A 20,358-nucleotide genomic window follows, 5' to 3' on the forward strand; every position below is an offset into this window, starting at 1 on the left:
AACTACCCTGCTGCCGTGAAGCTCCGCCGAATGCGGAGCGTTGCGCTGACATCGCTCGCAGGTGGCAGTTAGACAGAAATTTCACCTACGGTTCCGCAAATTTGTAGTTTTTACAGCTTGTTACAGACGGCCTGGTAGAGAAGACTCGCCCGCCAACACGCCCAATGCCAATTCCTCCTCGAAAGCCTTGCGGAGCCGCATTTTTGGCAGCCTGCGGCGGGTTTTCACCAGTGCTACCATCACTTAAAACACGTCAATATGGCGGCCCCGGCCCCACGCATTCACAAGATGCCGCGGCCCAAAAAAAGTTTTGGTGATCCCAAACTGGTTGGAGGAGTACACATAATGAATGCCCCGCTAGACGCCGGTCAGCGAGCCTCGCTCGAAGCCGCGCTATCTTCCGTCACGCTCGACGACAAATACACCCTCGAACGCGGCCGCGCGTACATGAGCGGTATCCAGGCGCTGGTCCGTCTGCCGATGCTGCAACAGGAACGCGACCGGGCCGCCGGGCTCAATACCGCCGGCTTCATCTCCGGTTACCGTGGATCGCCACTCGGCGGACTCGACCAATCCTTGTGGAAGGCGAAACAGCATCTCGCCGCGCATCAGGTCGTGTTCCAGCCTGGCGTCAACGAAGACCTCGCGGCGACCGCCGTCTGGGGTTCGCAGCAAGTCAATCTGTACCCCAGCGCCAAATACGACGGCGTGTTCTCCATGTGGTACGGCAAGGGTCCCGGTGTCGACCGTTCCGGCGACGTCTTCAAGCACGGCAACTCGGCCGGCTCGGCGCAGCACGGTGGCGTGCTGGTGCTTGCCGGCGACGACCACGCGGCCAAGTCCTCCACACTTGCGCACCAGTCCGAACACATCTTCAAAGCTTGCGGCCTGCCGGTGCTGTTTCCGTCGAACGTGCAGGAATATCTCGACTTCGGTCTGCACGGCTGGGCGATGAGCCGCTACTCCGGCCTGTGGGTCGCGATGAAGTGCGTGACCGATGTGGTCGAATCGTCGGCCTCGGTCGATATCGACCCGCATCGCACCAAAATCATCCTGCCGGAAGACTTCGCGATGCCTGACGGCGGCCTGAATATCCGCTGGCCGGACCCGCCGCTGGTGCAGGAAGCGCGTCTGCTCGACTACAAGTGGTACGCCGCCCTCGCCTACGTGCGCGCGAACAAGCTGGACCGCGTCGAAATCGATTCGCCGCATGCGCGCTTCGGCATCATGACCGGCGGCAAGGCTTATCTCGATGTGCGTCAGGCACTGACCGACCTCGGTCTCGACGACGAAACCTGCTCGCGCATCGGCATCCGTCTGTATAAGGTCGGCTGTGTGTGGCCGCTCGAAGCGCAAGGCGCCCACGCGTTCGCCAAGGGCCTCGAAGAAATCCTGGTGGTCGAAGAAAAGCGCCAGATTCTCGAATACGCCATCAAGGAAGAGTTGTACAACTGGCCCGATGCACAGCGTCCGCGCGTGTTCGGCAAGTTCGACGAGAAAGACGGCGCAGGCGGCGAATGGTCGGTGCCGATGGGCAACTGGCTGCTGCCCGCGCACTACGAGCTCTCGCCGGCGATCATCGCCAAGGCCATTGCCACGCGTCTGGACAAGTTCGATCTGCCGTCCGACGTACGCGCGCGTATCGCCTCGCGCATCGCGGTGATCGAAGCCAAGGAAAGAGCGCTGGCGCGTCCGCGCGTCGAAGCCGAGCGCAAGCCGTGGTTCTGCTCGGGCTGCCCGCACAACACGTCGACCAATGTGCCGGAAGGTTCGCGCGCGATGGCCGGCATCGGCTGCCACTACATGACCGTGTGGATGGACCGCAGCACCAGCACGTTCAGCCAGATGGGCGGCGAAGGCGTCGCGTGGGTCGGTCAGGCGCCGTTCACCAATGACCAGCACGTGTTCGCCAACCTCGGCGACGGCACCTATTTTCACTCCGGGCTGCTGGCCATTCGCGCGGCGATCGCCGCAAAGGTGAACATCACCTACAAGCTGCTCTACAACGATGCGGTTGCGATGACGGGCGGCCAGCCGGTCGACGGCGTGCTGACCGTGCCGCAGATCACGCATCAACTCGCCGCCGAAGGCGCGACGAAAATCGTGATCGTCACCGACGAACCGGAGAAGTATTCGGCGAACGTGGGCCTGGCTCCGGGCATCGATATTCACCATCGCGACAAGCTCGACGAGATTCAGCGGCAGTTGCGCGAGATCGGCGGCACCACGATCCTGATCTACGACCAGACCTGTGCGACCGAGAAGCGCCGTCGCCGGAAACGCGGCACGTATCCGGACCCGGCACGCCGCGTCGTGATCAACGAGGCCGTGTGCGAAGGTTGCGGCGATTGCTCGGTGAAGTCGAATTGCCTGTCGGTGGAACCGCTCGATACCGAATTCGGCACCAAGCGCCAGATCAATCAGTCGAGCTGCAACAAGGACTTCTCGTGCGTGAACGGCTTTTGCCCGAGCTTCGTCTCGGTTGAAGGCGGTCAGTTGCGCAAACCCAAGGCGGCTTCCGGCGTGGCCGGCGAGTCCATGCCGCCGGTGCCGGAACCGGAACTGCCGTCGATCGACCGTCCTTATGGGGTGCTGGTGACGGGCGTCGGCGGCACGGGCGTCGTGACGATCGGCGCGCTGCTCGGCATGGCCGCGCATCTGGAGAACAAGGGCGTCACCGTCCTCGACGTCACTGGCCTCGCGCAGAAAGGCGGCGCTGTGATGAGCCACGTGCAGATCGCGCGCAATCCGGCCGACATCCACGCAACCCGTATCGCGATGGGCGAAGCGAGTCTCGTGATCGGCTGCGACGCGATCGTCACGGCAAGCGACGAATGCGTTTCGCGGATGCAGGTGGGCCGCACGCGCGTCGTGTTGAACAGCGCGCAAACGCCGACCGCGGCGCTCATCAAGAACCCGAACTGGCGTTTCCCGGGCAGCAGCACCGAGGCCGACGTGCGTGCCGGTGCGGGCGACGACGGCGTCGATGCAATCGACGCGAATCACTTCGCCGTCGCGTTGCTCGGCGACGCGATCTACACGAATCCGTTCGTGCTGGGTTACGCATGGCAGCGCGGCTGGGTGCCGCTCACGTATCAATCGCTGATGCGTGCCATCGAGTTGAACGCCGTGCAGGTCGACAAGAACCGCGCGGCATTCGAGTGGGGCCGTCGCGCTGCGCACGATCTGGCCGCAGTGCGTCAGATTGCGCAATCGCAAAGCCGCGGTGGCGCAGTGGAAAAGGCCAGCAGCAAGATCATCTCGCTGCACACGCCGAAGGCGCTGGATACGTTGATCGACAAGCGTGCCGAGTATCTGGCGGCATGGCAGAACGCGGCGTACGCCGAGCGCTATCGCGCCCTGGTGTCACAAGTGCGTGCGGCGGAATCGGCGCTCGATTCGATCGACGGCCAACTGCCGCTGACCGAAGCGGTCGCGAAGAACCTGCACAAGCTGATGGCCTACAAGGACGAATACGAAGTCGCGCGCCTGTACAGCGATCCGGCATTCATCGAAAAACTGAAGGCGAATTTCGAAGGCGACTGGAAACTGCACATTCACCTCGCGCCGCCGACTTTCTCGAAGAAGGATGCGCAAGGCCGTCTGGTGAAGAAGAAATACGGTCCCTGGGTCTTCAGCGCGATGCATGTGCTGGCGAAGTTCAAGTTCCTGCGCGGTACCGCACTCGATGTGTTCGGCAAGACCGAAGAGCGTCGTACCGAACGTGCGTTGATCGGCGAGTACGAAGCGCTGGTGCGTGAACTGATCGCCGGCTTGAGCGTGCCGAAGCGTGAACTGGCAGTGGAACTGGCGACGCTGCCGGACGGCATCCGCGGCTATGGTCACGTGAAGGAAAACAACCTGAAGGGCGTGCGGGTCAAGTGGACCGAGTTGCTGGCGCGCTGGCGTTCGCCGGACGCTGGCAAGACGCAACACGCGGCCTGATCGTTAGCGGTTATCAAGCCGTAGTCTTCCCCAAAAAAAACGCCACGGAATCAACTTCCGTGGCGTTTTTTCATGGAGCGATGTGTGTGAAGCGAACACCTCGTCGAGGCATCGCTTCAATCGTCAAACCGTCCGTATTACTTCGCTTTGGCCGGCTTGCGCGCGTTAGCCGAAGCCACCGCTGTCATGTTGATGATCCGGCGCACGGTCGCGGCCGGCGTCAGGATGTGCACCGGCTTTTCCGCGCCCAACAGGAACGGGCCGACCGTCACGCCTTCGCCGCCGATCATCTTCAGCAGGTTGTACGTGATGTTTGCCGCTTCCACGTTCGGCATGATCAGCAGGTTCGCTTCGCCCGACAACGTCGTGCCCGGGAACGCCGCTTTGCGCACGGCCTCCGACAACGCCGCGTCGCCATGCATTTCGCCATCGATTTCAAGCGTCGGCGCACGTTCGGCGATCAGCTTGCGAGCCGCCGCCATCCGTTGCGACGACGACGACGGCGCGCTGCCGAAGTTCGAGTTCGACAGCAACGCCACCTTCGGCGTGATACCGAATTTTTCGATTTCGCGCGATGCCAGCATCGTCATATCGGCGAGTTGCTCGGCGGTCGGCGTTTCGTTCACGTACGTATCGCAGATGAACAGATTGCGGCCCGGTAGCATCAGCAGATTCATGGCGGCGAAATTCTGCACGTTGTCCGCCTTGCCCAGCACCTGCTCGATGAACTTCAGATGCGCATGGTACTGGCCGATCATGCCGCAGATCATGCCGTCGGCTTCGCCCAGACTCACAAGTATCGCGCCGATCAGCGTGTTGAACTTGCGCATTGCGGCCTTGGCCACGTCCGGCGTGACACCTTCGCGCGCGCCGAGTTCGTGGTACGCCTGCCAGCATTGCTGATAGCGCGGATCGTCTTCCGGATCGACGATCTCGAAGTCTTCACCGCACTTGAGCTTCGAGCCCATCTTCTTCAGACGCATGTCGATCACCGAAGGACGGCCGACCAGAATCGGCTTGGCGATCTTTTCCAGCAGCACGAATTGCGCGGCACGCAGCACGCGCTCGTCTTCACCTTCGGCGAACACGATGCGCGCCGGTTCCGACTTCGCGGCCGCAAACACCGGACGCATCACCATGCCTGTGCGATACACGGTCGTGGCGAGTTCTTCGCGGTAGGCGTCCATGTCCGCGATCGGACGGGTCGCGACGCCCGAGTCCATGGCGGCCTGCGCGACAGCCGGCGCGATCTTGATGATGAGGCGCGGATCGAACGGCTTCGGGATCAGGTAGTCCGGACCGAATTCCAGCGAGTGGCCTTCGTAGGCCTTCGCGACTTCATCGCCCTGATCGGTTTCTTCGGCCAGTTCGGCGATCGCGCGCACGCAGGCGAGCTTCATCTCTTCCGTGATCGTGGTCGCACCGACATCCAGCGCGCCACGGAAGATGAACGGGAAGCACAACACGTTGTTGACCTGGTTCGGGTAGTCCGAACGGCCGGTGGCGATGATGCAGTCCGGGCGCACCTTCTTCGCGTCTTCCGGACGGATTTCCGGCTCCGGATTGGCCAGCGCGAGGATCAGCGGCCGGGTGCCCATCTCGACGACCATTTCCGGCTTCAGCACGCCTGCGCTCGAGCAGCCGAGGAACACGTCGGCGCCACGGATGGCATCAGCCAGCGTGCGCGCTTCGGTGTTCGCCGCGTAACGTTCCTTCGACGGATCGAGATTGCCGCGACCTTCGTAGATCACGCCCTTCGAATCGGTGACGAGAACGTTTTTCTTCGACAGCCCCAGGTTCACCAGCAGATCCAGACACGCGATCGCCGCCGCACCCGCACCCGAACACACCAGCTTCACTTCGTCGAGCTTCTTGCCGACCACTTTCAAGCCGTTCAGGATCGCCGCCGACGCGATGATCGCCGTGCCGTGCTGATCGTCGTGGAAAACCGGAATCTTCATGCGCTCGCGCAGCTTCTTCTCAATGTAGAAGCACTCGGGCGCCTTGATGTCTTCGAGGTTGATGCCGCCGAGCGTCGGCTCGAGCATCGCGATCGCTTCGACGAGCTTGTCCGGGTCGGACTCGGCGAGTTCGATGTCGAACACGTCGATGCCCGCGAACTTCTTGAAGAGACAGCCCTTGCCTTCCATCACCGGCTTCGCTGCGAGCGGGCCGATGTTGCCAAGCCCCAGCACCGCCGTGCCGTTCGTAATCACGCCGACGAGGTTGCCGCGCGAGGTGTACTTCTGCGCGTCGAGCGGTTCGTCGTAAATCGCCATACAGGCTGCGGCGACGCCCGGCGAATACGCGAGCGACAGATCGAGCTGGTTCGACAGCGGTTTGGTGGGCGTGACCGAAATCTTGCCAGGCTTCGGATTCTGGTGATATGCGAGAGCGCTTTGCTTAAGTTGTTCGTCCATTTTTTGACCTGCGAGACGTAAGTAATCGGGCCCGGCACATCGCACCGCTGACGGCGCGTCCATCTGTCGAATGGGTAATCGACCGAGGCGGTTTTCGCATGCGCCGGTTGGGCGCGGCGTCGAACCTCGGCGCAAGACAGGACGGTGCGGAATGCTTCGCGGGTCGATCAGTGTACACCCCGAAAGCGGCGATGCACTGACTGGTTAACACTGCTCACCATCAGCGAAACAGGCCTTTTTCATGCTGCAGCGCCGCATGCAGAGGCCGCTTTGCGGCGTGTCGTCTGCCGCTCACAAGCGTGTGGTGCGAGTGCGCGTTACGCTTACTCCAGCTCGGCGCCGCGGCGTTCGGGAATGAGGAAAAGGGTCGCGAAAATGTCGAGCAGATAGATCGACGCGAGCAGCGCGAGCGCTGCACCAAACGAGTAGCGTGCGGCTAGTGCGCCCACCGCGACCGGACCAAATCCGCCGACCGCACGACCCACGTTGAACAGCACGTTTTGCGCAGTCGCGCGTGCCTCGGTGGGATAGAGCTCGGAGATCAGCGCGCCATATCCGCCGATCATTCCGTTGACGAATACGCCCATCGCCGCGCCGCCGATCAGCAACGCCATCGGCGTGGCCAGGTGGGCGTAGACGAACACCATCACCACGGCGCCCGCCTGATAGAACAGGAAGGTCGGCTTGCGACCGAAACGGTCGGCCGCGATGCCGAAGAGCCAGATGCCGCAAGCCATGCCGAGAATCGTCGCGGCGGTCCACAGTCCGGATTTGGTCAGCGAATAGCCGAAGGTTGTCGACAGATAGCTCGGAAGCCAGATCATCAGACCGTAATAGCCGAAGTTCTGCACCGAACAGAGAATCGCGACGCCGATGCTCGCGCGGGTCGTGCGGCCATCGGCAATCAGCAGTTTGAGCGGCAGCTTGCGCATGCCGCGCGACACGCGCTCGGTGAAGAGCGCCGGTTCCTCGACGCGGCGGCGCACGAAGAACGACACCACAGCGGGCAGCAAACCGATTGCGAACATGCCGCGCCAGCCGATCACCGGCAACAGCAACGGCGTCAGCAACGCGGCCGCCAGCACGCCGAGCTGCCAGCCGAGCCCGACATACGACGAGACGCGTGCGCGTTGCGACGCCGGCCAGGCTTCGGCCACCAACGTCATGCCGATGCCGAACTCGCCGCCCAACCCGATCCCGGCGACGGTCCGGTACGTCAGCAGATCGGCATAGCCTTGTGCGAGGGCGCAGAGGCCGGTGAACACGGCGAAGATCAGGATCGTCCACGTGAGCATGCGCACGCGTCCGAAATAGTCGCTCAACACGCCGAAGATCAAACCGCCCGCCACCGCGCCAATCAACGTCCACGTGACGAGCGAGCCCGCCTGCGCGGAACTCAGGTGCAGGTCCGCGGCGATCACGGGCAGCATGAAACCGAGGATCAGCAGATCGAAGCCGTCCATCGCGTAACCGAGCACCGCGGCGAGCAACGCGCGTCCGGCGTAGCCTCGCTTGACGGATGCGCGGGTGTCGGTAGCGGCGGGAGCGGTGGTCATTGAAAGCATTCCGTAGGTCGAAGAGGACGCGGCGCTGACCGCGTTCCAAGAAATTCGCGTGAGTGTAAAGGCGCCATTTGCCGCTCACAAGCCGACCAATAAGCGACGAAGCCGCGTACCCCGGCGCGGAGCTTGCCCACGTTGCCGTTGCCCGCCCGGCGTCGCCGTAATGACCGCCATTCCCCGCCGCGCCGCACAACGGCCTCCTCGAAAGAGCCTGTTTCGGGTAAAATGTCGGCCTACGCGCGCAGCAAAACCGGCCTGTACACCGCTGCCCGGCAGTGTATTTGCCCCTCAAGGCGCCGCCCACATGGCGCTGCATACCCCACTTGCTGCGCCACCGGGCCTCGCGCCCGCTTCTCCCCGCTCTCACCCAAGGATCCGCCCATGACAGGCTTCGATCGCCAGACGATCTCCGACACCACCGCCAAGATGCTGCTGGAAGTGCAAGCAGTGCATTTCAACGCGGAGAAACCGTACATTTTCACGTCCGGCTGGGCGAGCCCGGTTTACATCGACTGCCGCAAGCTGATCTCGTATCCGCGCGTGCGCCGTGGTCTGATGGAAATGGCTGAAGCCACCATCCTGCGCGACGTCGGCTACGAGCAGATCGACGCGGTCGCCGGTGGCGAAACCGCCGGCATCCCATTTGCGGCATGGCTCTCCGACCGTCTGATGGTGCCGATGCAATACGTGCGCAAGAAGCCGAAGGGTTTCGGCCGTAACGCGCAGATCGAAGGCCTGCTGACCGAAGGTCAGCGCGTGCTGCTGGTCGAAGACCTGACCACGGACAGCCGCAGCAAGATCAACTTCATCAACGCGCTGCGCACCGCCGGCGCCACGGTGAATCACTGCTTCGTGCTGTTCCACTACAACATCTTCAAGGAAAGCGTGTCGGTGCTGAAAGACATCGATGTCGATCTGCACGCGCTCGCTACGTGGTGGGACGTGTTGCGCGTCGCCAAGGCAAACAACTACTTCGACACGAAGACGCTCGACGAAGTGGAGAAATTCCTGCACGCACCGGCTGAATGGTCTGCAGCGCACGGTGGCGCGACTTCCTCGCCGCAGTAAGCGCCCGCGTCATACGCAAAAGCGAATAAAAAGGCCGCCTGTCTCATCGACAGGCGGCCTTTTTTCATTTCTCGTCCGGCACGTGAGCGCACACAATCTCAGGACGGATTGCCCGGATCCTCAAACGAATTCGACGACAGATTCAGCAAGCCGTTGCTCTGCGCGTACTGAAACAATTCGGAATCGCGTTCGATGCCGAGCTTGCGCATCGCCGTGTTCTTCTGCGTGCTGATCGTCTTGATGCTGCGGTTCAGCTGCTCGGAAATTTCCTTGATCGTCATGCCGGAAACGAACAGGCGCACGACCTCCAGTTCGCGCCGGGATAGCATGACGTCGTCGTTCTTGCCGCCGGAATTCATGCGTAACGCATCGAGCGATGCCTTGACGGTCGGGCTCATGTATTCGAGCTTGCGGGCCACGTGTTGGACCGCGAGCCCGATGTGGCTCAGGTCGTCGGACTTGTTGACCACCGAGGTCACGCCAAGCTCGCTCAGCCGCTTCAGCAACGCGGCGTTTTCCAGCATCGTTAGCACGACGATGGGTAGCTCCGGGAAATTGCGGCGTAGATAGCCGATCAACGGCAAGCCGTCGCCGTACTGTCCGCCTGGCATTGCCAGATCCGTGACGAGTACGTCGCAAGCAACGGTTTGCAACGTTTTGATCAGTTCGGTGGATTGCCGTGCACGTGCGACGACTTGCATACCGGGAAACTTGAGCAAGGCCTGCTCGGCGCCGAACAGAATTACGGGATGGTCGTCAGCGATCACGACCCTGACTGGATCTTGCATTGCCCTCCCCTCGACGGATAAACCGCTCTCCAGAACTTCTGACATGCCTTTCTTTTCGTAGTACTTAAACGGACCGGTACGCGATCCGGCTTCGCGTGACAATTCTTCCGACTATAGCCGATTTCACCCTGCCGACCGCAGCCTCTTCCAACAATGAAGCATCGTAGAGCTAATGTTAGACTTGATTCGACCCCCGGTCACAAAATAGGGACAATAATGAGCGCGAGGACACCCGCCTCGCGCCCTGACAGGAGAACCGGCACATGCGCTCGCGTTGCCTGGTTGTTGCGCTTCCCACGCCGTTACGCCGCACACCATCCTTTGCCTGGATCATGCTGGGCATGGCGCTATTCGTCACGCATGGACCTCGCGCGCTCGCCGAAGGCACATTCGCACTGAGCAGCGCGAGCTTTCCCAAGAGCGGCACGGTCGAGGCCGCACAGGTTTTCAATCAGGACGACTGCAAAGGTGGCAACCGTTCGCCACAACTCTCCTGGCACGACGCGCCGCCGGGTACGCGCAGCTTTGCCGTCACGATATTCGATCAGGACGCGCCCGGCCGCGGCTGGTGGCATTGGGCGGTGGCGGGCATTCCCGCCAGCGTCGCCGGCGTGCCGGAGAACGCCAGTTCCTCGGGCTTTCTCAGCAAACTCGGCGCGGTCGAGGCGCGCAACGATTTCGATATCGACGGCTATGGCGGCCCGTGCCCGCCGCCGGGCAAGCCGCACCGTTACGTCATCACCGTTTATGCGCTAAGCACGTCCGATCTGCGCCTCGCGCAAGGCCGCCCTGCGCTCATGTTCGACCACGAAATCGGCACCGCGACCCTCGGCAGCGCACGCATAACCGTGACCTACGGGCGCTAGGCCGCCGCTTGGCGTGGCGTTTGCATCGCATTGTGGCGCGCGCGGAATTGCTGTCATCCGCGCACGCTAACGTGCAACGAAGCGCAGCCAACCAGGCTTGCCGGCGTGGCACCGCCATTCCGGGCACCACGGCCGTGCCTTATTCACTTCTTCCACCCTGCTGGAGCGTGTCATGTCGAAGATCGTCATCGTTTATCACAGCGGCTACGGCCATACCAAAAAAGCCGCCGAGGCCGTGCTGGCGGGCGCCCTCGAAGCCGGCGCGGACGCCAGACTGATACCGGTCGGCGAGATGGACGACGCCGCATGGGCCGAGCTGGCCGCCGCCGACGCCATCATCTTCGGCGCGCCGACGTATATGGGCGGCCCGTCCGCCGACTTCAAGAAATTCGCCGATGCGAGTTCCAAGCCCTGGTTCGGTCAGCAATGGAAGGACAAGATCGCCGCCGGCTTCACCAATTCGGCGACCATGAATGGCGACAAATTTTCGACCATCCAGTATTTCGTTACGCTCGCCATGCAGCACAGCATGATCTGGGCAGGCACGGGCATGATGCCGTCGAACACCAAGGCCGCGACACGCAACGATCTGAACTACGTGGGCGGCTTCACCGGCCTGCTCACGCAGTCGCCCGCCGACGCCACGCCCGACGAAGCGCCGCCCGCCGGCGACCTCGAAACGGCGCGCATGTTCGGCATTCGCATTGCCGGCGTCACCGCGCGCTGGATCGCCGGCGCCTAGTAGCACGCCGTTTGTTGCAGTCCGACTGACATCGGCTGACATCGGCTGGCATCTGTCACACAACAGGTCATGCCGATGTCACTTTCGGCGCGCATCGTGTTTTTTCACCCCGTTTTGCACGTGCGCGGCCGTGAGGTCTTAAAATAACGTTCCGGCGCCGCGTCGCGCCCCGTTTCCAGCAGCCAGTGAGATCGAGATGAGCACGAAAGTTTTTGTCGACGGACAGGAAGGCACGACCGGCCTGAAGATTTTTGAATACCTGTCGCAACGCGCCGACGTGGAGATCCTGCGCATCGAAGACGCGAAGCGCAAGGACCTCGAGGAGCGCCGTCGTCTCATCAACGCGTCGGACGTCACGTTCCTGTGTCTGCCGGATGTTGCCTCGCGCGAATCGGCCTCGCTCGTCGCCAACGATCACACGGTGCTGATCGATGCGAGCACCGCGTTCCGTACCTCCGCCGACTGGGCATACGGCCTGCCCGAACTGGCCCACTCGCAACGCGAGCGTCTGCGCAACGCGAAACGCATCGCCGTGCCGGGCTGCCACGCCTCGGCCTTCGTACTCGCCATGCGCCCGCTCGTCGAAGCCGGCGTGGTGCCGCCCGAGTTCGGCGCGCACGCCTATTCGATCACGGGCTACAGCGGCGGCGGCAAGAAGATGATTGCCGACTACGAAGCGGGCGGTAACGACAAGCTCAAGAGCCCGCGTCCTTACGCGCTGGCTCTCACGCACAAGCATCTGCCGGAAATGGCGGCGCACACGGGTTTGAAGTCGGCGCCGGTGTTCACGCCGATCGTCGGCGATTTCTACAAGGGTCTCGCGGTCACCACGTTCTTCTCACCGAACCAGTTGGCCAAGAAAACCGCGCCGCAAGACATTCAGGCGCTGTTCGCCGAGTACTACGCGGGCGAGGCCTTCGTGCGCGTGGCGCCGTTCGACGCAGAAGCGAATCTGGACGCCGGCTTCTTCGATGTGCAGGCGAACAACGACACCAACCGTGTCGACCTGTTCGTGTTCGGCAACGCAGAGCGCTTCGTGACCGTCGCTCGACTGGACAATCTCGGCAAGGGCGCCTCGGGCGCGGCGATCCAGTGCATGAACCTCGCCATCGGTGCCCCCGAAGAAAGCGGCTTGAAACGCTAAACGCGTCAGCAATATGGACGGCAACGCGCCGTCCATCCAATGAAAAGCCGGTCTTTGCAGACCGGCTTTTTTGTTTTAAAAGCATCTCACATGAATTTTTATTCGGCTCGTTAATCAGTAGTAGCCCGTATTACTTGAAAATTAAAAATCGGATCGCTCACCAATCGCCGGTAATTCATTCGCGACATTGACCCGCCCAGCATAGTTTTCCGCATAGGGAAACTCCGGATTCTTAAGCGAACGGTCGTTCGCAGATGATAGAGCCATTTTGCTGCAACGCCTGCCCAATAAGGGCGTGCGGCGAAGCAACGGCGCTTTCTTTTTAGCCAAATTTCCTTTTTTGTTTAAAAGGGGCGCTGTTGTCCATGCGGTGTGTGTTTGTCCAAAATTGCGTTGTTTGAATCGGTCTTTTTAGACGGCACGCTCAATTGACAGGCATTAACCGCGCGGCGAAATTAGTTCGCACAATTACATGAAGGGAGACAGACGCATGTCGCACGCCATTACCCGAGGCCTGGCGATGGCCATTGCCACGGCCCCATTCCTTATCGCTTGCGGCGGCGGCAAAGCCGATAGTCCGGGCGCGATCAACGCGCCGCAATGCTCGGGCGCGAGCTGCGGTGTGCAAGGTCCGCCCACCTCGGGCACGACAGCGGCGCTGTGTCCTGCGACTGCCGATATCGTCAAGAGCACTTTCCTGGGTGGCGCGGGAAGCGGCGAAGTGGTCCAGTTGAATATCGACGCGACGGCCATGAAGTACACGCTCAAGTGGCTGGAGTCGCCGATTCCGTTGACGAGCGCGAGCGTCTCGGTCACGCGTAAAGGCACGACGATTACCGGCGCGGTGATTCATCCGCCGACTGGTGCGCTGCCTACCGCCGAACAGACACGCTGTGCGTTTGTCCTGGGCGCCGGCACCGGCACCGCATCGGACGGCACGACCTACACAACGCCTGATTTCGTCAACAACCCGAACCCGCCGATGGTCCTCGTTGGACTGGGTGTTGCGGGTGGCGGCATTCCTGGCGCGACGGTGGAATATGCAGGCCAGCAAATTCTCCCAGGCGTGGTCATCGGCACTGTCAATAAACGGCACTTCGATTTCTATCCGTTCCTTGGTTTCGCCAGCACGACGACGGACATCACCAAGCTGCCAGGCACCTACAACGGCTTGTTGTATCACCTCTCGCCGACGGCGAACTACGAGACCGTTGCCACTAATTCGGTCGAAACCTTCGACGCGAGCGGCAACTGCACCTCGCCGAGCTCCACCGGCTGTCTGTCGACTGGCAACGCGCTGACACTGAACAGCAACGGCTACTTCGACAGCACCAGCGCGCCGCAGATCGTGCCAAGCACGGGTTCGACGACAGGCAGCAATCCGCTGCGTCTCGGCGGCCTTTCGGGCACCGCGCACATGATCATCGGCCAACTCAACGGCGCCACGATCCCGGTGGTCGTCCGCACTGGTTTTGTCGACACGAGCAATCTGCTGACCGCCAAGGTCGACGACGAATCCGGCATCGCCATGCTCGCTGCCGCCACGCCGCTCGCATCCGGCGGCTTCGACGGCGGTTATGTCGGCGCGGACTCGAACTTCAAATCCACCGCGACGTTGATCCAGGGCACGGTCGGCACGTTCATCAACCCGTCGACCTCCGCGGGCGAAGACGCCTTCGGCCTGCAATACGGTCTGGCAAGTCCGGGGCTGATCGGTGTCGGACAAGCCAACGGTCAAACCGGCCTCGCCATTTCCTCCGGCGGCCTGTACGCGATCGAGATCCAGGGGACGGTGAACGGAGGCCTTGCACCGACTTCGGCCAACTCCGATACGCCGAACGCCCCCTACTTCGGCATCGGAGCCCAGATCAGCAAATAACGCAGGACGCGTCAGCAGTGCGCAGCACGAGACACACATAAGCAAAAGGTGGCCGGACTGGGAGCCGGCCACACACAACGAGAAAATTCTGGAGGCGGTATGAAATGGAGATTCCTTTCGGTGCTCGCTCTTGCTGCACCGTTGCTGGGGGCGTGCGGTGGTGGAGGCGGCGGCGATGGTCCGGTGACGGAAGTGCGCCTGTGTCCGTCGTCGCTCGACTACACGACGACATTCACGGGCGGCGGCGGTGACGGCGAGCTCGTCAAGCTGCAACTCGATACGACCAGGATGACGTGGCAGCTCAACTACGTCGAGTCGCCGATTCCGGCGGCCACCGGCACCGTCGTGCCGACACGCGCAGGCCAGACCGCCAGCGGCACGCTGACTCAGGAAACCCTGCTGCCGACCAACAAGCTCAACCAGTGTGCGTTCCGCCTGAACGGCGCGAGCCTCGATCCGAATCGTCCGGCGCGGATTTTCGTCGGCGAAGGTGTGGCGGGCGGCACGATCCCCGGTGCGGAAATTTCGTTCGGCGGGATTCTCGGCGTCGGCGCGGTGCCTGACACCACGTTCCCGTACTACCCGTTCATCGGCTTTTCGTCGATTGAAACGAATCTTGCGAACGTGGCCGGCACCTACAACCAGCTCGGCTATCACCAGGTGCCGTCGCAGAACTTCCTGCCGGTCGCGGTCGATTCGAAGATCACGATCAACGCGGACGGCACGTGGAGCGAGTGCGACAACTCCGGCGTCAACGCGGGCAAGTGCCAGCAACCGGGCGGCAACTTCGCACCGGCGGCGGACGGCAGCGGCGCGTTCCAGACCAACAATTTCCAGGGTCAGGCGAAACCGACACTCGCGGCCACGCCGGAAGCGCGCGGCTACATGATCGTCGGCAAGCTGCGTAACCAGTTGGTGCCGATTCTGGTACGCACGGGTGCCGCGAACTCGTCGGTGACGGTGCCGCAAAACGGCGCACTGGGACCGTATGCAGACGACGAATCGGGCATCTCGATTCTGTCGCCGCAAACCTCGGTGGCGGTGAACTCGCAGAACGGCGAGTACATCGGCGTGGATAGCCAGTTCGACTATCGCACCACGGCGCTCTCCGGCACGCAGGCCACCCTGCTCGATCCGTTCAACGCCTCGCAGGCCTCGCTCGCGACGGCGCTGAATCTGGACTTCACGCAGGCCGTGCCGGGTGTGGTGACGACGACGCAGGTGAACGCATCGACGGGCACGACGCCGACCGGAAAGATGGTCTTCACCGGCGGTGTGTTCGGCTACCTCGACATGACCAACGCGGCCTCGCCGTACTTCACGATCGGCGCCTTCGTCCAGTAATGGACGAACCCCGCGGCGCCACGCAACGCGGCGCTCGCGTGCCGGTTGTCGCGCAGATTGCCTGCGCGACAACCGGCGCCCACCGAACATCCAACGCACCGGCCGGGTCGCCAACCTGCTGCCGCTCGCCGCGCGCGAGGACCGTCACGCGCGCCTGAGGAGGAAGAACATGAAAAGAATCTGTTTCGCCATACTGGCCACTTTGCTGTCGGCCAGTGCGTACGCCCAGCACGCGGGCGACAACGTCGCCGTGCTCGGCTGGTTTCACGTGATGCCGCAGGATTCGAGCACGCCGCTCACCACCAGCGTGGCGCCGACACCGATCAATACGCCACTGCGTTTGCCGAACTCGTTCACGTCGGCCGGCACGAGTTTGTCGACCAATAGCGCCGATACCGTGGGTCTGGTGTTTAGCCACTACATCACCGATCACATCGCGGTGAGTTCGGTGGCAGGCGTGCCGCCCGTCTTCAAGATTTACGGCCACGGCACGATTCAACCGCCCGGACCGGCGGGCGCGCTGGGTCAGCAGAATCTGGGCGATCCGGCCTCCAATCCGATCGTGAAGAGCGTGCGCCAGTGGAGCCCGGCGCTGATTTTCCAGTACTACTTCAACGCACCGGAAGCCAAGTTCCGGCCGTTCGTGGGTATCGGCGTGTCGTACAACTGGTTCTCGGACATTCAACTGAGCCAGAATTTCGTGACGTCGACGCAGAACAACCTCGGCGCCGTGCTGGCCGCGGGAGCGGGCAAGCCGGGACAGACGCAGGTGTCGGCGAAGGCTTCGTCGTCGTGGGCGCCGGTGTTCAATGCGGGTCTCGCGTACAACATCACTGACCACTGGGGTCTGGTGGCGTCGGTCACGTACATTCCGCTGAAGACGACGTCGTCGGTGATCATCAAGGCGGCGGACGGCTCGGAGTTGAGCGTGTCGAAGGCGGATCTGAAAGCCGATCCGATTATTTCCTTCCTCGCCGTTTCATACCGGTTCTGAACGAGCGCCGCGGCGACGCGAACCAGGCGCTTCAAGCGAAAAAGCCGGCGGCCCTGTGCGAGAGGTCTGCCGGCTTTGTCATTTCTGGAAACTGGGGACAGGTGCCTTGATTCAAGGCAAAAAAAAGCCCGCCTAATTTGGCGGGCTGAATCCATATCAGAGGAGACATGGAGGAGACAAGACAGAATATAGCAAACCGCGTGGTGCGTTGCAACATGCAAATTAGGGTTGACCCTCGAGTTGCAAAATTGCAACACCTGCTGACGGAACGATTGGTCTAGTGACGCACCAGCGCCATCATCGCGCCAAAACCGACGAACACCCCGCCCGTCAAGCGATTGAACATCCGCGCGACACTGCGGCTCTTCAATTTCGCGCCGATCCGCGTGCCGAAACCGGCGTACACCAGATACCAGCTCACTTCGATCACGGCGAACGTCGCAACTAGGACACCGAACTGCGCGAGCTTGGGCTGCGCGGCATCGATAAATTGGGGCAGCAGCGCTGCGGCGAACAGAATCGCCTTCGGATTGCTCCCCGCGACGAGAAAGCCGTTGCGAAACAACGCAAAACGCGAACGCACCGGCTTGGCGGCCAGATCGTCGACGTCACCGGCAGCGGCTTCGTCGGCCGGCGCGCGCCATGCCTTGACGCCCAGGTAAACGAGATACGCTGCGCCGATCATCCGCAGCACGTTGAACATGGCCGGCCAGGCCTCGAGAAACACGCCCAGCCCTGCCGCCGACACTGCGAGCATCAGCACCAGCGCCGACAGACAGCCCGCCATGGTCGCACTCGAGCGACGCAGGCCGTGTTGGGCGCCATGCGTCATCACCAGCAGCATGTTCGGACCGGGAATCGCGGAAACGACGAAAACAGTGGCGACGAACAGCCACCAGGTATGCAGAGTCATGGGGATCAGGCGGGTTGAGGATTGGGCGGCTATTATGCCCGCCCGCGCCTGTGAGCGCCTGTGAGCGCCCGTCAGCACCGTCGAACGACGCAGTGGATCGGCAGAGCCAGCTGCCGTACCAACCGCGTCGATCCGCGTCGCTCTTTACGGATCAACGACCCGCTCGACGCGCCGCCACCTTACCCAACACCGCGAAATCCTTCTCGCCGTCTCCATGCGCCACGGCTTCCATCAGACTGTCGCGCACGACGCTGGCGATCGGCATCGGTGTGGTCACCGCGTCGGCCGCGGCCAGTGCCAGACGCAAGTCCTTCAATCCGAGCCGCGCCTTGAAGAGCGCCGGTTCGTACTGCTGTTCCGCGATCAGCTTGCCGTAGCCCGCGTAAACCGGTCCCGGAAACAAACCGCTGGTAATGACGTCGAGAAAATCCTGCATGGCGAGGCCGTGGCCGGTCACCAGGGTGGCCGCTTCGCCGAGTGTTTCGACGGCCGCGCCCAGCATGAAGTTAGCGGCCAGCTTCATCACGTTCGCCTGTTGCGGCAGCGAGCCGATGCGCCAGGTTTTCTGCCCGATCGCGTCGAACACCGGCTGCACGCGGTCGATCGACTCCGCCGGACCGCCGGCGACGATCGTCAACTTGCCCGCGGCGGCGACATCGGGACGTCCCAGCACCGGCGCGGCGACATAGTGAATCCCGCGCGACGCGTGCGCCGTCGCGAGTTCTTCGGCCAACGCCACCGAAATCGTCGCCATGTTCACGTGGATCAAACCGCGCGGCGCATGCTCGAGCAACGACGGGGTGATGAGTTCGCGCAATGCGTTGTCGTCGGCGAGCATGGAGAACACGGCGTCGCCGGCAAACGCTTCGGCGGGCGTCGCGACGATGCGCGCGCCTGCTTCGGCGAGCGGCCGCGCGCGTTCCGGCGAGCGATTCCACACGCGCACCTCGTGCCCGGCTTTCAAAATGTTTGCGACCATTGCGGCGCCCATTTCGCCGAGACCGATAAAACCGATGTCCATCTGATGCTCCGTCTTCTAAAGAACTGGAAGTAAAGCACACCCATGCGACAGATGCAGGACAGCGCGCAACGAAACACGGTGAGATACTGCTGCGATGGTCACCGCGACATTCCGCTTCTACGAGGAGCTGAACGATTTTCTCGCCCGGCCCCTGCGCCGCCGCACGTTCAGTTGCGCCTGTGCGCGCGGCGCCACCGCGAAACACATGATCGAAGCGCTCGGCGTGCCGCATACCGAGGTCGAACTGATTCTGGTGAACGGCGAATCGGTCGGCTTCAATCATCCGCTCTCGGACGGCGATCGCCTAGCGGTCTATCCGAAGTTCGAAGCCCTCGACATTCAGCCACTCCTGCGCGTCCGCGAACGACCGCTGCGGGTGATGCGCTTCATCGCCGACGCCCATCTCGGGGGACTGGCGCCGCTGCTGCGGCTGGCCGGCTTCGACACACTCTATGACAACCATTATCCCGACGCCGACATCGAAGCGCTCGCGGCCGCCGAACAGCGCATCGTCCTGACACGCGATCGCGAGTTGCTGAAACGCCGCAGCATCACGCACGGATGCTACGTGCGTACGCTCCGACCGCGCGAACAATTGCGCGAGGTGTTTGCCCGCCTCGATCTGGCGGGCAGCGCCCAGCCATTCCGCTTGTGTCTGATGTGCAATGCGCCGCTGCGCCGCATCGCCAAGGAGGAGGTCGGTCGCCGCGCGCCTGACGGCGTGCTGGAACGGCATGCGCAATTCGTCACGTGCGATGTGTGTCGACGGGTGTTCTGGGAAGGCACGCATTGGCAGAAAATGCGTGCGCTGATGGACAGCATGGCCGCGACGGCGCAAGGGCCGGACTGAACGGCGTCGGCACAAGCAACGCATGGGCGCATCGCACGCGCGGCGCGATGCGTACAATGCGGGATTACTTATCTGGCAGAGGCCTTCCGTATGGCGATGAAAAAGACCGACCTTGAGAAAAACAAGGCACTCAAGCTGAACAACGCGATGAAGCTGTCCACCGCCGACCGCTTCGGCAAGGCCGCCGATCCGAAGCTGGATCGCCGCGAACAGCGCAAACTCGATCAGGCGCAAGGCCTCGTCGCGTTCGCGTGCAAGCTGAACGGCGAGCTGGTCGACGAATTGAAAGAGCGCGCCGCCACGCATCCCGAAGGCATGAGCGGCTTGCTCAACGAAGTGATCAAGCGTGGTCTTGCGGGCTAATCCAGGCCGGCAACAGAAAATGCGTCGCAAAATGCAAAAAGGCCAGAGCACAAGCTCTGGCCTTTTTGCTGGCGCTGCCTCAATCCTGATTCACGCTGCGCTGACCGACGTGCGGCACGATGCTGAACCGGACACCTGGCCCGACGAATCGGGCGTCGGCTTAGTTCGGCGTGCCCTTGTCGTTCGTGCCAGCTGCCGAAGCGGCCGACGAAACCGGAGCGCGCTTGCCGTGCGTCTTCAGCTTCTTATGCGACTTCTTCGTGGTAGCTGCTGCAGCCGGTGCTGCTGCATCCGATGCTTGTGCGAAAGCTTGAACGGAGACCAGCGCGATCGAAGCTGCTGCGAGCGAGACGATAAATTTTTTCATGTGTTGTTCCCCAAACCTGGACGACTGAGTCAATGTGAATGAAATAGCTACACGGTGAAGCAGACAGGGCTGGAGGCGCCTTCCCGCTCCCC

General features: G+C 62.4%; 16 protein-coding genes. 10 read left to right on the plus strand and 6 right to left on the minus strand.

The features are described 5' to 3' along the window. Nucleotides 1-345: 345 nt before the first annotated feature. Entirely contained in the window at nucleotides 346-3,945 is a 3,600-nt protein-coding gene (locus FQ705_RS18920) for an indolepyruvate ferredoxin oxidoreductase family protein (RefSeq protein WP_144143596.1), read from the plus strand. Nucleotides 3,946-4,082: 137 nt separating this feature from the next. Here FQ705_RS18920 and FQ705_RS18925 read toward each other — a convergent pair whose 3' ends face one another. Beyond that, nucleotides 4,083-6,365 (minus strand): NADP-dependent malic enzyme, encoded by a 2,283-nt coding sequence (locus FQ705_RS18925; protein WP_144143597.1) that lies wholly within the window; start codon nucleotides 6,363-6,365, stop codon nucleotides 4,083-4,085. Between the two features lie 323 nt (nucleotides 6,366-6,688). Next, the gene (locus FQ705_RS18930) at nucleotides 6,689-7,921 is read right to left on the minus strand and encodes an MFS transporter (protein ID WP_144143598.1); all 1,233 of its coding nucleotides are present in this window, start codon (nucleotides 7,919-7,921) and stop codon (nucleotides 6,689-6,691) included. Nucleotides 7,922-8,308: 387 nt separating this feature from the next. Between FQ705_RS18930 and FQ705_RS18935 the strand changes: the two genes are divergently transcribed. After that, nucleotides 8,309-8,995 (plus strand): orotate phosphoribosyltransferase, encoded by a 687-nt coding sequence (locus FQ705_RS18935; RefSeq protein ID WP_144143599.1) that lies wholly within the window; start codon nucleotides 8,309-8,311, stop codon nucleotides 8,993-8,995. Nucleotides 8,996-9,093: 98 nt separating this feature from the next. Here FQ705_RS18935 and FQ705_RS18940 read toward each other — a convergent pair whose 3' ends face one another. After that, on the minus strand, nucleotides 9,094-9,783 hold the full coding sequence (locus FQ705_RS18940) for a response regulator (RefSeq protein ID WP_144143600.1): 690 nt from the start codon (nucleotides 9,781-9,783) through the stop codon (nucleotides 9,094-9,096). Nucleotides 9,784-10,115: 332 nt separating this feature from the next. Here FQ705_RS18940 and FQ705_RS18945 point away from each other — a divergent pair, with 332 nt between their 5' ends. From FQ705_RS18945 to FQ705_RS18970, 6 genes are all read left to right on the plus strand, one after another. Continuing rightward, nucleotides 10,116-10,649, plus strand: coding sequence for a YbhB/YbcL family Raf kinase inhibitor-like protein (locus FQ705_RS18945; RefSeq protein ID WP_409934725.1), 534 nt, complete (start codon nucleotides 10,116-10,118; stop codon nucleotides 10,647-10,649). 172 nt (nucleotides 10,650-10,821) lie between these two features. Then, complete coding sequence (locus tag FQ705_RS18950; protein ID WP_144143602.1) at nucleotides 10,822-11,391, plus strand: flavodoxin family protein; 570 nt, start codon at nucleotides 10,822-10,824, stop codon at nucleotides 11,389-11,391. 196 nt (nucleotides 11,392-11,587) lie between these two features. Continuing rightward, on the plus strand, nucleotides 11,588-12,535 hold the full coding sequence (argC, locus tag FQ705_RS18955) for an N-acetyl-gamma-glutamyl-phosphate reductase (protein WP_144143603.1): 948 nt from the start codon (nucleotides 11,588-11,590) through the stop codon (nucleotides 12,533-12,535). A 490-nt stretch (nucleotides 12,536-13,025) separates the two neighbouring features. Beyond that, nucleotides 13,026-14,414 (plus strand): DUF2957 domain-containing protein, encoded by a 1,389-nt coding sequence (locus tag FQ705_RS18960; protein WP_144143604.1) that lies wholly within the window; start codon nucleotides 13,026-13,028, stop codon nucleotides 14,412-14,414. 99 nt (nucleotides 14,415-14,513) lie between these two features. Then, the gene (locus FQ705_RS18965) at nucleotides 14,514-15,758 is read left to right on the plus strand and encodes a DUF2957 domain-containing protein (protein ID WP_144143605.1); all 1,245 of its coding nucleotides are present in this window, start codon (nucleotides 14,514-14,516) and stop codon (nucleotides 15,756-15,758) included. Between the two features lie 169 nt (nucleotides 15,759-15,927). Further along, entirely contained in the window at nucleotides 15,928-16,752 is an 825-nt protein-coding gene (locus FQ705_RS18970) for an OmpW/AlkL family protein (RefSeq protein ID WP_144143606.1), read from the plus strand. 277 nt (nucleotides 16,753-17,029) lie between these two features. Here FQ705_RS18970 and FQ705_RS18975 read toward each other — a convergent pair whose 3' ends face one another. Together FQ705_RS18975 and FQ705_RS18980 are read right to left on the minus strand one after the other, a co-directional pair. Next, nucleotides 17,030-17,665, minus strand: a complete 636-nt coding sequence (locus tag FQ705_RS18975; RefSeq protein WP_144143607.1) for a LysE family translocator — start codon at nucleotides 17,663-17,665, stop codon at nucleotides 17,030-17,032. 151 nt (nucleotides 17,666-17,816) lie between these two features. Continuing rightward, the gene (locus FQ705_RS18980; RefSeq protein WP_144143608.1) at nucleotides 17,817-18,686 is read right to left on the minus strand and encodes an NAD(P)-dependent oxidoreductase; all 870 of its coding nucleotides are present in this window, start codon (nucleotides 18,684-18,686) and stop codon (nucleotides 17,817-17,819) included. A 94-nt stretch (nucleotides 18,687-18,780) separates the two neighbouring features. On the opposite strand from FQ705_RS18980, the gene FQ705_RS18985 reads away from it, so the two are divergent. Beyond that, nucleotides 18,781-19,536 carry a Mut7-C RNAse domain-containing protein gene (locus FQ705_RS18985; protein ID WP_144143609.1) on the plus strand — a complete coding sequence of 252 codons (756 nt, stop codon included), beginning with the start codon at nucleotides 18,781-18,783 and terminating at the stop codon, nucleotides 19,534-19,536. Nucleotides 19,537-19,626: 90 nt separating this feature from the next. Beyond that, nucleotides 19,627-19,899, plus strand: coding sequence for a hypothetical protein (locus tag FQ705_RS18990; RefSeq protein ID WP_144143610.1), 273 nt, complete (start codon nucleotides 19,627-19,629; stop codon nucleotides 19,897-19,899). A gap of 160 nt (nucleotides 19,900-20,059) precedes the next feature. On the opposite strand, the gene FQ705_RS18995 is transcribed toward FQ705_RS18990, so the two are convergent. Continuing rightward, nucleotides 20,060-20,266 (minus strand): hypothetical protein, encoded by a 207-nt coding sequence (locus FQ705_RS18995; protein WP_144143611.1) that lies wholly within the window; start codon nucleotides 20,264-20,266, stop codon nucleotides 20,060-20,062. Between the last annotated feature and the right edge of the window lie 92 nt (nucleotides 20,267-20,358).

The organism is Paraburkholderia sp. BCC1884 (genome assembly GCF_900996225.1).
Lineage (GTDB): Bacteria > Pseudomonadota > Gammaproteobacteria > Burkholderiales > Burkholderiaceae > Paraburkholderia.